The 16,392-nt window shown below is 56.4% G+C and carries 16 protein-coding genes and 1 other annotated feature; of the genes, 9 read left to right on the top strand and 7 right to left on the bottom strand.

The genetic code is table 11. From position 1 onward, the window contains the following. Window positions 1–64 precede the first annotated feature (64 nt). Window positions 65–1,039 carry a dipeptidase gene (locus tag ON16_RS10520; RefSeq protein ID WP_040662125.1) on the top strand — a complete coding sequence of 325 codons (975 nt, stop codon included), beginning with the start codon at window positions 65–67 and terminating at the stop codon, window positions 1,037–1,039. A gap of 93 nt (window positions 1,040–1,132) precedes the next feature. Here the strand turns inward: ON16_RS10520 and ON16_RS10515 are convergent, their stop codons facing one another. After that, window positions 1,133–1,696: a cupin domain-containing protein gene (locus ON16_RS10515; protein ID WP_243441816.1), complete on the bottom strand. Its 564-nt coding sequence runs from the start codon at window positions 1,694–1,696 to the stop codon at window positions 1,133–1,135. A 162-nt stretch (window positions 1,697–1,858) separates the two neighbouring features. On the opposite strand from ON16_RS10515, the gene yfmF reads away from it, so the two are divergent. From yfmF to lgt, 3 genes are read left to right on the top strand one after another with little or no spacing between them, the layout of a single operon-like run. Further along, a complete protein-coding gene (gene yfmF / locus ON16_RS10510) occupies window positions 1,859–3,127 on the top strand; it encodes an EF-P 5-aminopentanol modification-associated protein YfmF (RefSeq protein ID WP_040662122.1) in 1,269 nt (422 codons plus the stop codon). After that, window positions 3,124–4,389, top strand: a complete 1,266-nt coding sequence (gene yfmH, locus ON16_RS10505) for an EF-P 5-aminopentanol modification-associated protein YfmH (RefSeq protein WP_040662119.1) — start codon at window positions 3,124–3,126, stop codon at window positions 4,387–4,389. The genes yfmF and yfmH overlap by 4 nt, the downstream gene beginning before the upstream one ends. A gap of 25 nt (window positions 4,390–4,414) precedes the next feature. After that, window positions 4,415–5,488: a prolipoprotein diacylglyceryl transferase gene (lgt, locus tag ON16_RS10500; RefSeq protein ID WP_051131689.1), complete on the top strand. Its 1,074-nt coding sequence runs from the start codon at window positions 4,415–4,417 to the stop codon at window positions 5,486–5,488. Window positions 5,489–5,567: 79 nt separating this feature from the next. On the opposite strand, the gene pyk is transcribed toward lgt, so the two are convergent. Then, on the bottom strand, window positions 5,568–7,310 hold the full coding sequence (pyk, locus tag ON16_RS10495) for a pyruvate kinase (protein WP_040662117.1): 1,743 nt from the start codon (window positions 7,308–7,310) through the stop codon (window positions 5,568–5,570). A 213-nt stretch (window positions 7,311–7,523) separates the two neighbouring features. Between pyk and ON16_RS10490 the strand changes: the two genes are divergently transcribed. Together ON16_RS10490 and ON16_RS10485 are read left to right on the top strand one after the other, a co-directional pair. Next, the gene (locus ON16_RS10490; protein ID WP_040662114.1) at window positions 7,524–7,904 is read left to right on the top strand and encodes a winged helix-turn-helix transcriptional regulator; all 381 of its coding nucleotides are present in this window, start codon (window positions 7,524–7,526) and stop codon (window positions 7,902–7,904) included. Window positions 7,905–8,008: 104 nt separating this feature from the next. Next, window positions 8,009–8,566 (top strand): cysteine hydrolase family protein, encoded by a 558-nt coding sequence (locus tag ON16_RS10485; RefSeq protein ID WP_040662111.1) that lies wholly within the window; start codon window positions 8,009–8,011, stop codon window positions 8,564–8,566. 113 nt (window positions 8,567–8,679) lie between these two features. Here the strand turns inward: ON16_RS10485 and ON16_RS10480 are convergent, their stop codons facing one another. Continuing rightward, entirely contained in the window at window positions 8,680–8,898 is a 219-nt protein-coding gene (locus ON16_RS10480; RefSeq protein WP_040662108.1) for a DUF378 domain-containing protein, read from the bottom strand. Between the two features lie 191 nt (window positions 8,899–9,089). Here ON16_RS10480 and ON16_RS10475 point away from each other — a divergent pair, with 191 nt between their 5' ends. Further along, entirely contained in the window at window positions 9,090–10,370 is a 1,281-nt protein-coding gene (locus ON16_RS10475; RefSeq protein WP_040662105.1) for a DUF1015 domain-containing protein, read from the top strand. A gap of 32 nt (window positions 10,371–10,402) precedes the next feature. Next, a complete protein-coding gene (locus tag ON16_RS10470; RefSeq protein WP_040662102.1) occupies window positions 10,403–10,771 on the top strand; it encodes a VOC family protein in 369 nt (122 codons plus the stop codon). Window positions 10,772–10,901: 130 nt separating this feature from the next. Here ON16_RS10470 and ON16_RS10465 read toward each other — a convergent pair whose 3' ends face one another. The 3 genes from ON16_RS10465 to ON16_RS10455 all read right to left on the bottom strand — a co-directional run bounded on the left by ON16_RS10465 (window position 10,902) and on the right by ON16_RS10455 (window position 13,642). Further along, complete coding sequence (locus tag ON16_RS10465) at window positions 10,902–11,759, bottom strand: MetQ/NlpA family ABC transporter substrate-binding protein (protein ID WP_040662099.1); 858 nt, start codon at window positions 11,757–11,759, stop codon at window positions 10,902–10,904. Window positions 11,760–11,961: 202 nt separating this feature from the next. Beyond that, entirely contained in the window at window positions 11,962–12,645 is a 684-nt protein-coding gene (locus ON16_RS10460) for a methionine ABC transporter permease (protein ID WP_040662096.1), read from the bottom strand. Further along, complete coding sequence (locus tag ON16_RS10455) at window positions 12,638–13,642, bottom strand: methionine ABC transporter ATP-binding protein (protein ID WP_081579688.1); 1,005 nt, start codon at window positions 13,640–13,642, stop codon at window positions 12,638–12,640. Before ON16_RS10455 ends, ON16_RS10460 begins: the two co-directional genes overlap by 8 nt. 65 nt (window positions 13,643–13,707) lie before the next feature. Further along, window positions 13,708–13,950, bottom strand: a binding site (T-box leader). A gap of 241 nt (window positions 13,951–14,191) precedes the next feature. Here ON16_RS10455 and ON16_RS10450 point away from each other — a divergent pair. Then, entirely contained in the window at window positions 14,192–15,031 is an 840-nt protein-coding gene (locus ON16_RS10450) for a DUF368 domain-containing protein (protein WP_051131688.1), read from the top strand. A gap of 286 nt (window positions 15,032–15,317) precedes the next feature. On the opposite strand, the gene ON16_RS15060 is transcribed toward ON16_RS10450, so the two are convergent. After that, window positions 15,318–16,391: a uridine kinase family protein gene (locus ON16_RS15060; protein ID WP_051131687.1), complete on the bottom strand. Its 1,074-nt coding sequence runs from the start codon at window positions 16,389–16,391 to the stop codon at window positions 15,318–15,320. Window position 16,392: the final 1 nt, after the last annotated feature.

Here is a 16,392-nt window from a genome sequence, read left to right as displayed (position 1 = left end):
AGACAAAGAAACACTCCGGCGTGCCTCCTATGAGGTACGCCGGAGCCGCAAAAGAGGGGTTATCATGTATTTTGATGCACATTCTGATATCTGGACCGATGTAACGACCCGTCGCCTGAAAGGAGAAACAAACGTCTTCCGCGACCACCATCTGGCGCGGCTGCGCAAAGGCGGCGTGGAGGGCAGTATTTTTGTCATCTGGGTCGATCCGCCCTATGACGCCGACTATGCGGCGCGCACGAGGCAAATCATGGACTGCGCCAAGGCTGAAATTGCGGAGACGAAGGATTTTCGCATCGTCCACAACTACGAAGAGATGATGCAGGCCATACGCGACGGCATTTTTTACGTGTTTATCGGGGTGGAGGGTATGGCCTATATCGGTTCCGACCTGTCCAAGATCGACGAATACTACGACTTTGGCGCCCGCCACGCGATTTTAACATGGAACGAGGCCAACGATCTGGGCGCGGGCGCACTGTCCGGCAAGGATTACGGTTTGACAGAGGTGGGAAAAAAGGCTGCCCGTAAGGTGCAGGAGAAGGGAATGCTGCTGGACGTGTCCCATCTGAACGAGGCGGGTTTCTGGGATGTGGTAAAACTGGCCACCAAGCCTTTTATCGCTTCCCACTCCAACTGCAAGGCCCTGTGCGACGTACCCCGCAACCTGACGGACGAGCAGCTGCGGGCGATCCGGGACGCCGGCGGTGTGGTGGGGCTGAACGCATTCAATCTTTTTATTGACGCCGATCCCGCCAAGCAGACGGCGGAGACGCTGGTGCGGCACGCCGCCCATATGATCGACGTAATGGGGATTGACCATGTGGGCTGCGGCTTTGACTTTTTCGAGTTCATCGACAGCCAGGAAACCATGGGCAGCATGACTTCCACTGGCAGTCCCAGCACCATCGGGCTGGAGGATTGCTCCAAGATTCCCAATCTCTTTACCCGCTTGGAGAAGCTTGGCTTGAACAAAGAGGAATTGGAGAAGCTGGCACGGGGAAACTTCCAAAGAATCGTACAAACGTGCATGGCATAAAAAAGAAAAAGCGGGCGGAGCGGCGACAGCCGCTCCGCCCGCAGTTTTGAAAGCAGCGGAAATCAGAGAAAAGGGAATGGGATAGCAAACAGCTTAGAAGAACTTCGGCGTCATGGACCAAATAGAAATGCAGTCCTCCTGATGCGTGTTGAGATAGACGTGGGGACTTGTGCTGGGATAATAGATGCTGTCGCCGGGGAAAAGCTCCAGTTCCTGCCCGTCCAGCAGGACGGTGAGGATGCCGGAGAGAACGTATCCGCATTCTTCGCCCGCGTGGCAGACGCACTCCCGATCAAAGGAAGCACCGCCCCGCAGCGTTACCCGCACCATGTCCAGCGCGCGCTCCGGGCGGCTGGAGGTCAAAAGCTCATAATCCCGGGCGCCGCCGGCCAGCAGGATGTGCCGCCGCTCCCCTTCATGCAGCAGTGTGTAAGACGGTTCCTCGGGAGCGGAAAAGAAATAGCTGATGTTTGTGTCCAGAGCCTGCGCAATGCGGAAGATGCTCACCACGGTGGGGGAAACCATGTCCCGCTCAATCTGGCTGATAAGGCCGGTGCTGACTCCGGAGCGCTCGGCAAGAGTCGCAATGCTCAGGCCCTTTTCTTTGCGCCGCCGCCGCAGGCGGCTGCCAATCTCCAGATTCTCTAAACTTTCCATATGTCCCCCTCTGACCGTTCTTCAATTTGTTTCAGTTTATACGACAGAAATAAAAAGGTCAACTCCTATTTCTATAAATAGACACAAAATAGGGTTTGAATTTACGGGGAAAATACAGTATAATAGCCTACTGTATTTGAATCGACAGGAAGGAGCCTGAAATTGGAAAAAACCAGAACAAAGTTGGCGGAGGGCGTTTACCTCACCCGCCTGCCGGCCCGGAAATTTAAAACCAGCTTGCTCTCCGCCCAGTTTATGACCCCCATCGCGGCGGAAACGGCTGCGGCGCAGGCACTGCTGCCTGCAGTGCTGCGTCGGGGCACCATGCGTTATCCCGATATGGGAGCACTCAGCACCCGGCTGGATGAGTTGTACGGCGCGGAGATTGACTATACCGTCCGGAAAAAGGGCGAGTGCCAGTGCGTGGGCTTTGTGGCCAGCTTTATCGACGACGCATTCACACCCGGCGGCGAAAAGCTGCTGGAGCCGGTGGCGGAGCTGCTGGGGCAGGTGATCGGCAACCCGGTGACCAAAGACGGCCGGTTTTTGCCGGAATACGTGGACAGCGAGCGGACAAATCTGGTGGACGCCATCCGCAGCATTCTCAACGACAAACGGGATTATGCCGATCTGCGGCTTTTGCAGGAGATGTGTGCCGGTGAGCCTTACGGCGTGAGCCGGTTTGGCGACGAGAAGTCGGCGCAGGCTCTGACGGGAGAGCAGGTGTATGAGACGTATACACGCCTCCTCTCCTCTGCGCCGCTGGAGCTGTTTTACTGCGGCAGCGCAAGCGCGGAGCGGGTGGAAGCCGCGCTTATGGCGGCACTTTCCAACCTGCCGCGCAAGGCGGTGCAAGCAATTCCCCAGTCCCAATGCCACACGGCGCGAAAAGAGGTCAAGCGCGTCACGGACTTAATGGATGTGACCCAAGGCAAGCTGGGGATGGGCTTCACCTGCGGCAGTGACGATTTCTCCGCATTGATGATGGGAAACACCCTCTTTGGCGGCAGCAGCAATGCGAAGCTGTTTATGAACGTGCGGGAAAAGCTGTCCCTGTGCTATTACGCCTCGTCCCTGTTCCATCGGCAAAAGGGAATCATCACGGTATCCTCCGGCATCGAATTCCAGAATTTCCAAAAGGCCTACGATGAGATTCAGCATCAACTGAAGGCTGTTCAGGACGGCAAGCTGGAGGACTGGGAACTGGAGGGTGCGCGGAGTACCCTTTGCAATGCCTATGCCACCATTGGGGACTCTCAGAGCAAGCTGGAAAACTTCTGGCTGGGGCAGACAGCCACGGGTCGGAACGACACGCCGGAGGCGCTGGCGGAGGGTGTGCGCACCGTTTCCCCGGAGCGGATTTATGAAGCCATGAAGACTGTGTCTCTGGACACCGTCTATTTTCTCAAGGGAGAGGGGGCGGAACAATGAAAAAGGAATTCTATGAGCGCATTGGCGAGACGGTCTACCGTGAGACTCTGCCCAACGGTCTGCCCGTTAACGTGGTATCCAAACCGGGATTTGCCAAGAGCTATGCCTTTTTCGCCACCCGATACGGCGGGATGGACACCCGCTTCTGCTTGGACGGGAACTGGATGGACACCCCGGCGGGCATTGCCCACTATCTGGAACACAAAATGTTCGATACCAAGGAGGGCAACGCCCTTCAGGAACTGGCGAAAAACGGCGCGGAGCCAAACGCCTTCACCTCCAACGCCATGACGGGGTACTATTTCGACTCCACGGAGAAGTTTGAGGAGAATTTGAAAATTCTGCTTTCCTTCGTCTCCGTCCCTTATTTCACAGATGAGAGCGTTGCCAAGGAGCAGGGGATTATCGCTCAGGAAATCCGGATGATTGAGGATGACCCGGACTGGCAGGTCTATGCCCGGATGATGGGCGCGCTCTATCAGAAAAGCACAGCGAAAAACCATATCGCCGGCAGTGTGGAGAGCATTAAGGAGATCACAGCCAAAACGCTGTACGACTGCCACAAGGCGTTTTACACCCCCGGCAACATGATTTTGACGGTGGTGGGCAACGTGGACCCGGTTCGCGTGGTCGATGTCGCCCGGTCTATTTTACCCAAGGACTGCGGGCCTAATATTCTCCGGGATCACGGCGCGGAGCCGGAGGGCGTGGCGGATAAGGCGACGGAGCGGAAAATGGAGGTTTCCATGCCACAGTTTCTGCTGGGCTTTAAGTGCGCACCCGCAGCGGCGGGGGAGGACTACCTGCGCCGGAGCCTCATCGGCAACATGGCCTGCGATCTGCTGCTGGGGGAGTCCAGCCCGCTGTATCTGCGGCTTTATGGACAGGGACTCATTAACACCAGCTTCGGCGGAGCCTTTGAGATGATGCCGGAAACGGCGTATCTTTACGCCGGAGGCGACAGCCGGGATGTGAAAGCGGTTGCGGAAGAAGTCAAAAAGGAGGCCCGCCGTCTCGCTGCGGATGGCTTGGATCGGGATTTTTATGAGCGTGTGCGTAAGGCGGCCTTCGGCGCGATGCTGCGGGGTCTAAACTCCTTTGAAAACATCGCTGTTTCGCTGACGGAGGGACATTTCGCGGGATACGATGCCCTGCGTTTCCCACAGGTATTTGACGGCATTGGCGAGGAGGATGTCCTTGCCTTCATTCGGGACGAGCTGACCGAGGAACACGCGGCCATGTCCACCATTCTGCCTAAGTAAGGCGCGGTGAAAGGAAGTTTCTGATTTGAAAGCACTCAGCGATATGCCCATCGGGTTTCCGGGGCTTTTTGGCGGGTTCACCATTGATCCGGACCCTATCGCCCTTCACATCGGCCATGGAGTTTACTGGTACGGGATTATTCTGGCTCTGGGCCTTTTGGCGGGACTGTACCTTTGCATGAAGCAGGCGAAGCGGTTTGGTTTGACAGAGGACAACGTGATTGATATGATCCTCTGGGCCACGCCCTGCTGCATCATCGGATCGCGCATCTACTATGTAATTTTTTATCTGGATCTGTACCGCAATGCGGACGGGAGTTTGGACTGGGGACGGATGATCGCCGTCTGGGACGGCGGCATCGCCATGTACGGAACGGTGATTGTGGGCCTTCTGGTGGCGTACCTTTTCTGCAAACGCAAAAAGCTGAAGTTCTTTGCCATGACGGATCTTTGTGTCATGGGGCTGTTCCTCGGTCAGTGCATTGGCCGGTGGGGCAACTTTATGAACCGGGAGGCTTTCGGCACGGACTGCACGCTTCCTTGGCGGATGCAGCTGTGGGTCAGCCAGACCCAGACCATCGAGGTTCACCCCACGTTCTTTTATGAGAGCCTTTGGAATCTGGTGGGACTGCTGCTGGCACTGTTCATCGTCAGCCGGGCCCGCCGGTTTGACGGAGAGAACACCTGCTTTTATTTCCTGTGGTACGGCCTTGGCCGCAGCTGGGTAGAGGGTCTGCGGACGGACAGCTTGTATCTCTTTGACTGGACGCTGTTTGGCCAGCCCATCCGGGTGTCTCAGGCCCTGAGCGTTGTTCTGGTGATCGGCGCGGTGATTGCGCTGGTTTATAATATCAAGATCAAAAAGCGGGACGGCAGCGACCTCTGGGTTAAACAGGTGGCGGCGGCCACCGCGGCGAACGGAGAAGCGGACGTTACAGGGCAAACCGGCGTGCTGGCGGAGACGTTGGAACCTGCGTCGGAAACCGTTCTGACGGAGTCCGACTCTGCCGCGAACGCGGCGGAGACTTCCAAAACGAAAGAGGCATCGGAAGCACAGACTGAGCGTCCGGAGGAAAGCGAACCTGCCGACAAACACTGAATTCCATAGAAAACGCGCCCCGGAATCATCCTTCCGGGGCGCGTTCTTTCGTTTCGTTCGGCCTGTAAAGCCGCGGTTTTTACTGAGGCAGACGCTGGACAGTGCCGTGGGCGCAGTCCACGCTGACCAGCATCCCGTCCGTCAAAAGATGGGTGGCGCCGTTGGCGCCCACAATCACAGGCTTATCCAAAGTCAAACCCACGGTGGCGGCGTGGCTGTTGGGGCCGGATTCCTCACTGATGACAGCGGCGCAGGAACGCATGGCAGGGAGCATGTCGTTGGTGGTGTATGGAACCACCAGTACACAGCCGGGGCGGGACTTCTCAGTTACCTCCTCCGGCGTGTGGCAGATGCACAGGGGGCCGGAGGCTTTCCCCCCGCCAATGCCCACAGCGGTGAACAGGGATCCGCCTACCAAATGAACCCGAATCATATTGGTGGTGCCGGGAACGCCCACAGGAACGCCTGCGGTGACTACCACCAGATCGCCCTGCTTGACAAGCCCCGCACTCGTTGCGGAGTCCACAGCAAATTCCACCAGCTCGTCGGTGTTGCTGGCAATGGGCATCAAAATCGGCGTGACGCCCCAGCTCAGAGCCATCTGGCGCTGGACATGCTCATTCAGCAGACAGGCGATCACCTGATTGGCGGGGCGGAAGCGGCTGACAAGGCGGGCGGTGGTGCCCCGCTGGCTGACGGTGATGATCGCGTCGGCTCCCACGTCGGCGGCAGTGGTACAGGCGGCGTGAGCCGTGGCGGCGGCGATGGACAAGTGCCGGTTTCCGGCGGCGTTTTTCATCCGTTTGGCATAGTTGATGTCTGACTCCGTCCGCAGGGCGATGGCATCCATCGTCTGCACGGCCTCCACCGGGTACTTGCCCGCGGCAGTTTCGCCGGAGAGCATGATGGCGGAGGTACCGTCGTAAATCGCGTTGGCCACGTCGGTGATTTCCGCACGGGTGGGACGGGGATTTTCGATCATGGAGTCCAGCATCTGCGTGGCGGTGATGGCGGGCTTGCCTGCGGCAACACACTGGGCGATAATGTCCTTTTGAATGATGGGAATTTCCGTGAAGTCGATCTCCACGCCCATGTCGCCCCGAGCTACCATAATCCCGTCCGACACGGAGAGAATTTCGGAGAGGTTGTTCACGCCCTCCTGATTTTCAATTTTTGCAATGATGCGAATGGAGGAATGGACGCTGTTGAGAACCCGGCGAATGTCCATAATGTCAGCGGCGCTGCGGGCAAAGCTGGCGGCAATGAAGTCGAAATCCTGCTCCGCGCCAAAGAGGATGTCCTCCTTGTCCTGCTGGCTCAGATAGGGCATAGACAGCCGAACGCCGGGGACGTTAACACCCTTATGGTTTTTGATGGGGCCGTTGTTCTCCACCCGGCAGCGAATGTCCCCGTCCTTGATTTCCAGCACGGTGAGGCGGATCAGCCCGTCGTCCAACAGGATGGCGCTGCCAACCTCCACGTCGCCGGGTAGATCCCGATAGGTGATGCCGCAGATATGCTCGTCGCCCAAAACATCCCGGGTGGTGAGGGTGAACTCCTGTCCCTCTTTCAGCTGTACAACGCCGTCCTTAAAGTCCCGCAGGCGGATTTCCGGACCCTTGGTATCCAGCAGAGCGGCCACGGGCAGTCCCATTTCCCGGCGCAGCTTTTTCAGCAGGTCCAGCCGTTTTTTATGCTCGGCATGGCTGCCGTGGGAAAAGTTGAACCGCGCCACATTCAGACCGGATTCCAGCATGGCGCGCAGCGTCTCCTCGCTGTCGGTGGCGGGGCCAAGCGTGCAGACGATCTTTGTTTTTCTCATAAAAAAACCTCCTTATGTCTTGGAAGCGAATCTCAAAAAAATACATTCCTCTTTTATTATAAACGTTTTCCTTTCCATGACAAGGGGAATTTCTGAATATTTTATAAAATTCATTAAAAACGTGGTAACGCTGCATCGAATTGGAACGGCGCAGATGCTCTTGCAACTTTTCCGGCAGCGCGGTATCATTTGATAAAATGGGGAGAGAAAAAGATGAAACTGCGAAAAAACTACACCTGCCCACTGGAACTGGTCCACGACATTGTCCGGGGAAAGTGGAAGACAATTCTGATTTTTCAGCTGCGGAACGGAAGATGTTCCTTTTCCGAACTGGAGCGGGCTATTGCCGGAATCAGCCAGAAGATGCTGCTGGAGCAGCTGGGGGAACTTCGGCGGTTCGGCTTGGTGGACAAGGTTTCCGCATCCGGGTTTCCGCTGCGGGTGGAATATTTTCTCACAGAGCGTGGAAAGAAAATGCTGTCGGCGGTGGCGATCATGCAGGAAATTGGGACAGACTATTTGACGGAACAGAACGGAGCGGACGCTTCGGGGGAACCCACCGTCTGCACCGACGGCGACCCCACAAAAAAGTAAGTAATTTACATCCCGCGAAAAGTCCGCTATGCTTGCTTCATCGACAGGCGGCGCGGCAAATGCCCCATGGGGCTGCAAGCGCCCGCAGGAAAGGATTTGAAGCGATGAGCACGGCACTTTTGATAATCGACATCCAGAACGACTATTTTCCCGAGGGAAAATTTGAACTGTGGGACCCGTTTCCCGCGTTGGAGACTACGGAGCGGATGCTCCGGCGCTTTCGGGAAGAAAACCGCCCTGTTTTTCATGTGCAGCATGTTTCCGGCAGCGGGGCAGCCTTTTTTCTCCCGGAGACGGACGGCGTAAAGATCCATCCAAGGTTAAACCCGCTGGCGGGTGAGCAGGTCATCATCAAACACACACCCAACAGCTTTTTTGGGACGGATCTGCTGGCGGAGCTTCGAAAAAACTTCGTTACGGAGTTGGTGGTGTGCGGCATGATGACGCAGATGTGCGTGGACACCACCGTGCGAGCGGCGCGGGACTTTGGCTTTTCCGTGACGCTAATCTCCGACGCCTGTGCCGCTAAAGATTTGGAGTGGAAAAATCGAACAATCCCGGCGGACACGGTGCAGGCGATCTACTTTGCATCTCTGAGCGGGAGTTTCGCGCAGATCATGACCGGGGCGGAATATCTGGATCGTCCCGCTGTATCCTGTTAAGTTGGCTTTGCAGATACTCAAGAGGGGAAAACCTTTTGGAATACGCACAAAAAATTTGGGGTCCGAAGAGTCAGACGATGTCTGTACCCTTCGGACCCGGCGCATGGTGGAAATCAGGCTGTATGATGAGCGTGGCGCTCCTCGCCGTTTTGGAACAGCAGGGTAATGCACCACAGACCGGCCAACCCCACCAGCGCATAGATGATACGGGAGAGGACCGCCATCTGTCCGCCGCAGAGGAAAGCGACCGTGTCGAAACCAAACAGGCCGATGCCGCCCCAGTTCAGTGCGCCGATGATGGCGAGGACCAGTGCGATCTTGTCGATGACCATAAAAAGACCTCCTAAAACGTATTGCTTGGGATTTGGGAACAGTATGCCCCCAAAACTGCCGAATCATACTCAATTGCAGAAAAATTTCTCCCGCCCGTTGAATCCGGCGAGGGAGTATAGTATACTGAAAAATAGACTGGACGGCGCGCGTGCGCTCGCAAAAATTGGAAAATTGGAAAAGGAGACCACATATGAACAAGAAATTCAAGCAGCTGGGTTTCTATCCTGCGGATATCCTGCTTCCTGAAAACGCAGACATGAGCAAGTGGGCCGTAGTGGCCTGCGATCAGTTCACCTCCCAGCCGGAATACTGGGAAGCGGTGGAAAAAAACGTGGGCGATGCCCCCTCGACTCTCCGTCTGATCCTGCCCGAGGCAAAGCTGAACGACCCGGATGTGGAACAGCACATCGCTGACATCAATGGGGCCATGAAGCGGTATGTGGACAGCGGCGTGTTCAAAACGCTGCCCGCGTCTTTGATTTACATGGAGCGCACCCAGTCCGACGGGAAAGTGCGCCACGGTCTGGTCGGTATGATTGATCTGGACCAATATGACTATACGCCCGGCTCCGGCGCGCTGGTCCGCGCCACGGAGGGAACCGTCCTCTCCCGCATCCCGCCCCGGGTCAAAGTCCGGCAGGACGCGCCCGTTGAACTGCCCCATGTGATGCTGCTGATCGACGACCCGGACGGGAAGGTGATTGAGCCTCTGGCTGGGAAGAGCGGGAGCATGGAAAAGCTCTATGACTTCGAGTTGCAGCAGGGCGGCGGCCACCTCACCGGCTGGCTTTTGACCGAGGCCCAGATGGATGCCACGGCCGACGCGCTGGAGGGCCTGTGTGCCCCGGCACAGATGGAGAAGAAATATGGCATGAAGGATGCCGCGCCGCTGCTGTTTGCTGTGGGCGACGGAAATCACTCTCTGGCCACGGCGAAAACCTGCTACGAAAACCGAAAGAAGGTCACGCCGCAGGAGCAGTGGGCGTCTTTGCCCGAGCGATACGCGCTGGTGGAAGTGGTGAATAATCACGATGACGCACTGAAATTTGAGCCGATTCATCGCGTGCTGTTTGGCGTGGACCCGGAAAAGGTTCTGGCGGCGTTTAAGGCGTTCTATCCCTCCGCTCATGAGGGTGAGGGCACGGGTCACACCATCGCCTATACCTATGCCGGGCACAAGGGCTTTCTCACCGTGCCGGACCCGAAGGTTCAGCTGGCGGTGGGGACGCTTCAGGCGTTTATTGATGCGTATTTGAAGGAGAATCCCGGCGAGGTGGACTACATCCACGGCGACGAGGTGACGGACGAGCTGGGCGCAAAGCCCGGCAACATCGGCTTCAAGCTGCCCGCTATGGGGAAAGAACAGCTGTTCAAAACCGTGATGGCGGACGGCGTTCTGCCCCGCAAGACCTTCTCCATGGGCCATGCGCAGGATAAGCGCTATTATGTGGAGGCCCGGGCAATTAAATAAACCAACGAAAATCTGCATCTTGAGGAAAAGTTATGCTGACATTTAATCACTTTAACTATAATGTGTCCGATCTGGACAAGTCTTTGGCCTTTTACAAGGAAGCCTTGGGGCTGACCCCCGTGGGGGAGCGCAAGGAGGCCGATGACGGCAGCTTTATCATCGTCTATCTGGGAGACGGGAAAACCGACTTTCGGCTGGAACTGACTTGGCTTAAGGATCATCCCCAGAAGTATGATCTTGGCGAATGCGAGTTCCATCTGGCCCTAAAGGCCGAGGATTACGAGGCGGAACATTCCCGTCATGAAAAGATGGGCTGTATCTGCTTTGAAAACGAAAAGATGGGGATTTACTTCATCACAGACCCGGATGGGTATTGGATCGAAGTCATTCCCACCCGGTAAAAACGCAGGACCGCCGCGAAGCACTTACTTCGCGGCGGTTTGTGCGTTGCTGGATTTTGAACAGAAAGAAAGCCGGACCCTTCAGTCAAAAGGCTGAAGGGTCCGCTTGCTGTTTATGAACTGGTTCTGCTTAGAACGCGGGGACGACGGCGCCGTTATACGTGGAAGTGATGAACTCGCGGGCAGTCTCGGACTGAAGCGCGGCCACCAGCGCCACGATGGCGGGATCGTTCTCGTGGCCTTCCTTCACGGCGATGATGTTCACATAGGGAGAGTTGGAGTCTTCGATGGCCAGAGCGTCCTCCACGGGGTTGAAGCCGGCCTGAAGCGCATAGTTGCAGTTGATGACGGACAGATCGACTTCCTCAACGGTGTTGGGGATCATGGCAGCTTCCAGTTCCTTGAACTGCAGATTCTTGGAATTTTCCGCAATGTCGTTGGGAGTGGACTCCAGATTGCTGCTGTCCTTCAGCTTGATGAGCCCCTGAGCCTCCAACAGCAGCAGCGCGCGGCCCTCGTTGGTGGCGTCGTTGGGAATGGCAATGGTGGCGCCGTCGGGCAGGTCTGCCAGCGCGGTGGTCTTGCCGGCGTAAACGCCCATCGGCTCGATGTGAATGCCGCCGGCGCTCACCAGATGCGTGCCGTTTTCAGCGTTGAAATTATCCAGATACGGCTGATGCTGGAAGTAGTTGGCGTCTTCGTCGCCCTCTTCCACAGCGGTGTTGGGAACCACATAGTCGCCGTATTCGGTGATCTGGAGATCAATACCCTGTTCGGCCAAAACGCCCTTCACGGCATTGAGAATCTCCGCATGAGGCGTGGGGGAGGCGGCGACCTTCAGCGTCACAGTCTCGGACGGGGTGGAAGCGGCGGCGGAGCCGGATACGGAACCGGCAGAGCCGGAGGCGGCGGGAGCGGAAGAGCCGCAAGCAGCCAAAGAAGCGGTCAGGCCAAGAGCCAGCGCCAGAGCAAATAATTTCTTATTCATCATATTTTCCTCCAATAAAAATCACTGTAAAATATTAAAATGTTCGATTATATTTCAATGGCCGCGTTCTCAGCCGTCGCGCGCCGGCCGGAATCCATGGTCAATAAAATAACTGCGCATGTATGATGCGTGTTTTGAGCTACTCAGAGGCGGAAAGACGGCTGCGTTTCTCCGGTGATGGGGGAACAGGTTGTGAATGCCCTTATTTCAGGCGCTTGTCGATCTTTGCGGACAGCCAACTGAAAACCGATTGAATGACCTGCACCAGAATGATAATCAGGATCACGGTGACCAGCATCATGGACGGTGTGCGGCGCTGATAACCGTACCGAATGGCGAGGTCGCCCAGACCGCCCGCGCCCACCGCGCCGGCAATGGCGGTGTACGCCAAAATCGTAATGATGGAGATGGAGCCACCCAGCAGCAGAGAGGGCTTTGCCTCCGGCAGATAGACCTTCCAGATGATCTGAAGGGGAGAGGCGCCCATGGCCTGCGCCGCCTCCACCACGCCCGCGTCCACCTCTGCCATAGAGGTTTCCACCATGCGGGCGATAAACGGAGCGGCGGAGATCACCAACGGGACGATTGCGCCCCGAATGCCGATCTTAGTGCCGACAATCAGCTTTGTGAAATCCATGATGGCAACCATCAGGATGATGAAGGGGAGGGATCGGCCCACATTGATGATCCAGCCCAAAATTCGGTTGAGCCATTTGTGTGGGCAGATGCCATGTGGCTGCGTAATGCTGAGAAGAACGCCAAGAGGCAGTCCAAGCACATAGGCGAAGACGGTGGAGATCACGGTCATCACCAGCGTATCCTGCGTTCCCTGAATCAAAAGGGAGCCGTATTGCGCCCAAAATCCAGATGTGAAAACTTCAGTCATAATATTCGGCCTCCTCTCTCTCATAAGTGACTTGCTGGCTTTTCAAAAACGCCAGCATTTTCTGCGTCAAAACCTGATCCTTGGGCAGCTCCAGCAGCATCTGTCCGTGGGCTTTGCCGTCAATGTCCTTGGTGTCGGCATACCAGATGTTCACCGGCGCGCCGGAGGCCAGCACCATGCCCGAGACGATGGGCTGGTCGGAGGTGCTGCCGTCAAAGGTAATGCGGTACAGCGGGCCATGAATAGCGCTCTTCTCGGAAATCGCGCCCTTGGGGGTGATAAGCTGCCGTGCCGCCGCCGTCTGCGGATGATGGAACACATCCGCCACCGCGCCCTGTTCCACAATGTGGCTGTCGGCAATGATAGCCACCCGGTCGCAGATCTGCTCCACGACCTTCATCTCGTGGGTGATGACCACCACGGTCACGCCCAGCTTTTCGTTCAGCTCCTTTAAAAGGGCCAGAATGGATTGGGTGGTGGTGGGGTCCAGCGCGGAGGTTGCTTCGTCGCACAGGATTACCTTCGGGTCCGTCACCAGTGTCCGGGCGATGGCCACCCGCTGTTTCTGTCCGCCGGAAAGCTGAGTGGGATAGGCGTTTTCCCGGTCTTCCAACCCCACCAGTTCCAAAAAGGGACGGGCTTTTTTCCGGGCCTCGCTCCGGCTCATGCCGCCAAGCTCCAGCGGAAAGCACACATTGTCCAGCGCAGTGCGCTGCATCAGCAGGTTAAATCCCTGAAAGATCATGCCGATGGATTGACGGGCCTTTCGCAGGTTCCGATCCGCCAGCCCCGTCAGCTCCGCACCGTTCACCCGGACAACGCCGGAGGTGGGCCGCTCCAGCAGGTTCATGCACCGCACCAGCGTGGATTTTCCCGCGCCGGAAAGACCAATGATTCCGAAGATCTCGCCGCTTTCAATATTCAGACTCACATCGTCCAGAGCCGTGACCGCGTTGGCCCCGGGAAAGGTCTTGGTCAAGTGCTCAATTTCGATCATGGACACAGCAAAAATGCTCCTTTTCAAATTAATTGGGCAATAAAAAACGCCCCTGATGCAACTGCATCAAGGACGAACGTAAAAACGCCGTGGTACCACCTTGGTTCGCACACTTCCTCACGGAAGCGGCCTTTAAGAGTGCAAACACACTCCTGCGCTTTGACGGGCGCTCCCGTCGTGACCTGCGCTTACGCGGTCGGCCACGCAACTCCGGAACCATGTTCGGCAAACCCTTCCGTACCTCTTCCCACCAACCGAGGCTCTCTGTGACGTATCTGTCTGCTTACTCTTTCCTTCATCGTCTTTGCGGTATTTACTTGTTATGTTAGAGTTTACGCAAGTTTTCCCGATTTGTCAACAGGGAAAACAACTTATAAAACACATGAATTTTGAAAATGAAACTGTGCATAATGACGGAAACTGTCAACGGACAAGGATAACAGAAAATGAAATTGGGGAATCGGATTGCAAATTTAGGGCAGAACTGTTATAGTACATGATTGATGTGATAGATGGCAAATTGCCGGTATCAAAACGGAGGCGGACCGCGTGCGGAAACAGGACCCGAATTTCATCATGCGATGCCTGCGGGACTTCCTCTGCGGCGTTTTGATCGGCGCAGGCGCAATTTTGCCCGGTGTGTCCGGAGGCGTGCTGGCGGTGGTATTCGACTTATATCGTCCGTTTATGGAGGTGCTGACTCATCCGAAAAAGGCCCTTCCGAAATATTGGCGATTTTTTCCCGCTTTGGCTTTAGGGTGGACGATTGGATTCATGGGCTTTGCCAAAGGAATTGCGGCGGCACTGAACGTGTCCGCGGCGGTGACCACGTGGGCGTTTATCGGCTTGATCGTGGGGACGGTTCCCTCTCTTTTTCGCGAGGCGGGAAAGGAAGGGCGCGGCCGTTCCGCTTGGGTCAGCCTGTTTTTCTGTGCAGGAATCATTTTTGCGGGGCTGTTCTATGTGGGCCGCGTCCTCTCGGTTCATCTGGAGCCGGGGTTTTGGTCATTCTCTCTCAGCGGAGCGCTGTTTGGTCTTGGCATTGTGGTGCCGGGGCTGGCCACATCCTCGGTGCTGATGGCGCTGGACCTGTACCAGCCCATTATGCAGGGATTGTCCACACTGGACCTCTCCGTCCTGCTCTCGCTGCTTCTGGGCATGGCGCTGACGGTTTTACTGCTGGCAAGGCTTGTAAACTGGGTGTTTCAAAAACACTATTCCATTGCGTTTCATGGAATTCTGGGCGTTGTAATTGCATCTACGCTGGTGATTATCCCCACGGAGTACACGGGGGCGGGAGAGGTTGTTCTCTCAGGAGTGTGCGCGGTCATTGGATTTATGCTCGCGTTTTTTCTCAGCCGATTGAATCGGCGGACGCAAGGCTCGTGAGCTTTGAAAATAGAATTAAGACAATACCGTACAAAGAACGCCTTATGGCTTTGCACACAGCTTGTTTGCATATTTTTCGCCATTTTGCACAGGGGTTTTTTGCCATACGCCAGTATGACGGCAAAATCCCGATACAATCTGACGAAAAATCTGACTGCGCAATCTCTGTGCGGTGTTGTCTTGAATGAAAAAAGCGTCCCCGTCGGTATGACCCGACGGGGACGCTCTGCTGTTTCCCAACGGCCTGCTTCTGAAGGGAGGTCCGTTGTCGTAATTTTCAAATGCCCTATGCCTCTAGAATCAGATCACAGCGGCTGCGAATATTCAATACGTCAAAATAGGAATTTTCCAGCGGAATCCAAAGAACAAAAAACTTTGTCTGGAGATCCGGGGTATTTCGTTTTTTGATACGGCTGTGCTGCAATTCGGGCGAGACGGAGAAAAATGCGGAAAGATCATAAGCCGGAGCCAGCTCCGGGCGCATACAGTATGCGCCCTCCACGATGTTCAGTGCCTTGGGGACAATGGTTTCCGGGTCTTGAATCGTTTGGGTGTGGCAGTTATAGCGGCGATACAGAATGGATTCGCCTCGCGTCAGGGGCGACAGAACCTCGTCTCGGAATCGCTCCCAGTCCACATTGCCGCCCGGCTCCATCAGACGGGCCTTTGTCCGCTGCTCCGGGCGGAGAAAGAAATCATCCATGTGGAAGACACTGCAATTGTATATTTGTTCGAGCATTGCCGCCGCTGTGGTTTTTCCCGCGGCACTGCCGCCCTCCAGCGCCACGATGACCCGGGACTTTTCCGCCATCAGACGGTCAATCTCGGTCAATAGTGGCAGCAGATGGGCGTATTCCCGCCGCACGACGCGATAGGCTGGGGCGTAAGCACGCTGGAATTCCTCGGAGTGGTGGCAGGCGGGATATCCGGCTTCCCGCCAGCGCGTCACGGCCTGCGCCGTCTCGACGGGAGAAAAGGGGAGCTTTTCGTTTTCCACCAGTGCCAACAGACAAGCAAGGCGTTCCGTCAGCGCGGCTTCGCCCCCATCGCTTGGCTTCGCGGCGGAGAGGGCAAACAGCCGAAACAGGGTTTCCGGGCGCAGCGCAGTGTCTTGCAGCATTTTAAGGTGGACGCGGCAGTAATCGCCATCCAGCGGCTCCACCGCCGGGCCGGTCAGCGCCGGGAGAGGGGCGGCGGCCTCTTCCCGAAGAAATTGCAGTCCTGCCGTTTCATCCGACAGGAAATGCCCACAGCCAAACGCACTCTGGTGCAGGGCCTTTAACAAATCCTGCGGACGGAGGGCCGGATAGCGGGTACACTGGTCCAGCAGAAATTCGCTGGTGCCGTGGAGATCTGTCATC

It is taken from the genome of Oscillibacter ruminantium GH1, assembly GCF_000307265.1.
GTDB classification, from domain to species: domain Bacteria; phylum Bacillota; class Clostridia; order Oscillospirales; family Oscillospiraceae; genus Oscillibacter; species Oscillibacter ruminantium.
Note: the sequence above shows the minus strand (reverse complement) of the source record. Positions and strands in the feature narration are given on the sequence as shown.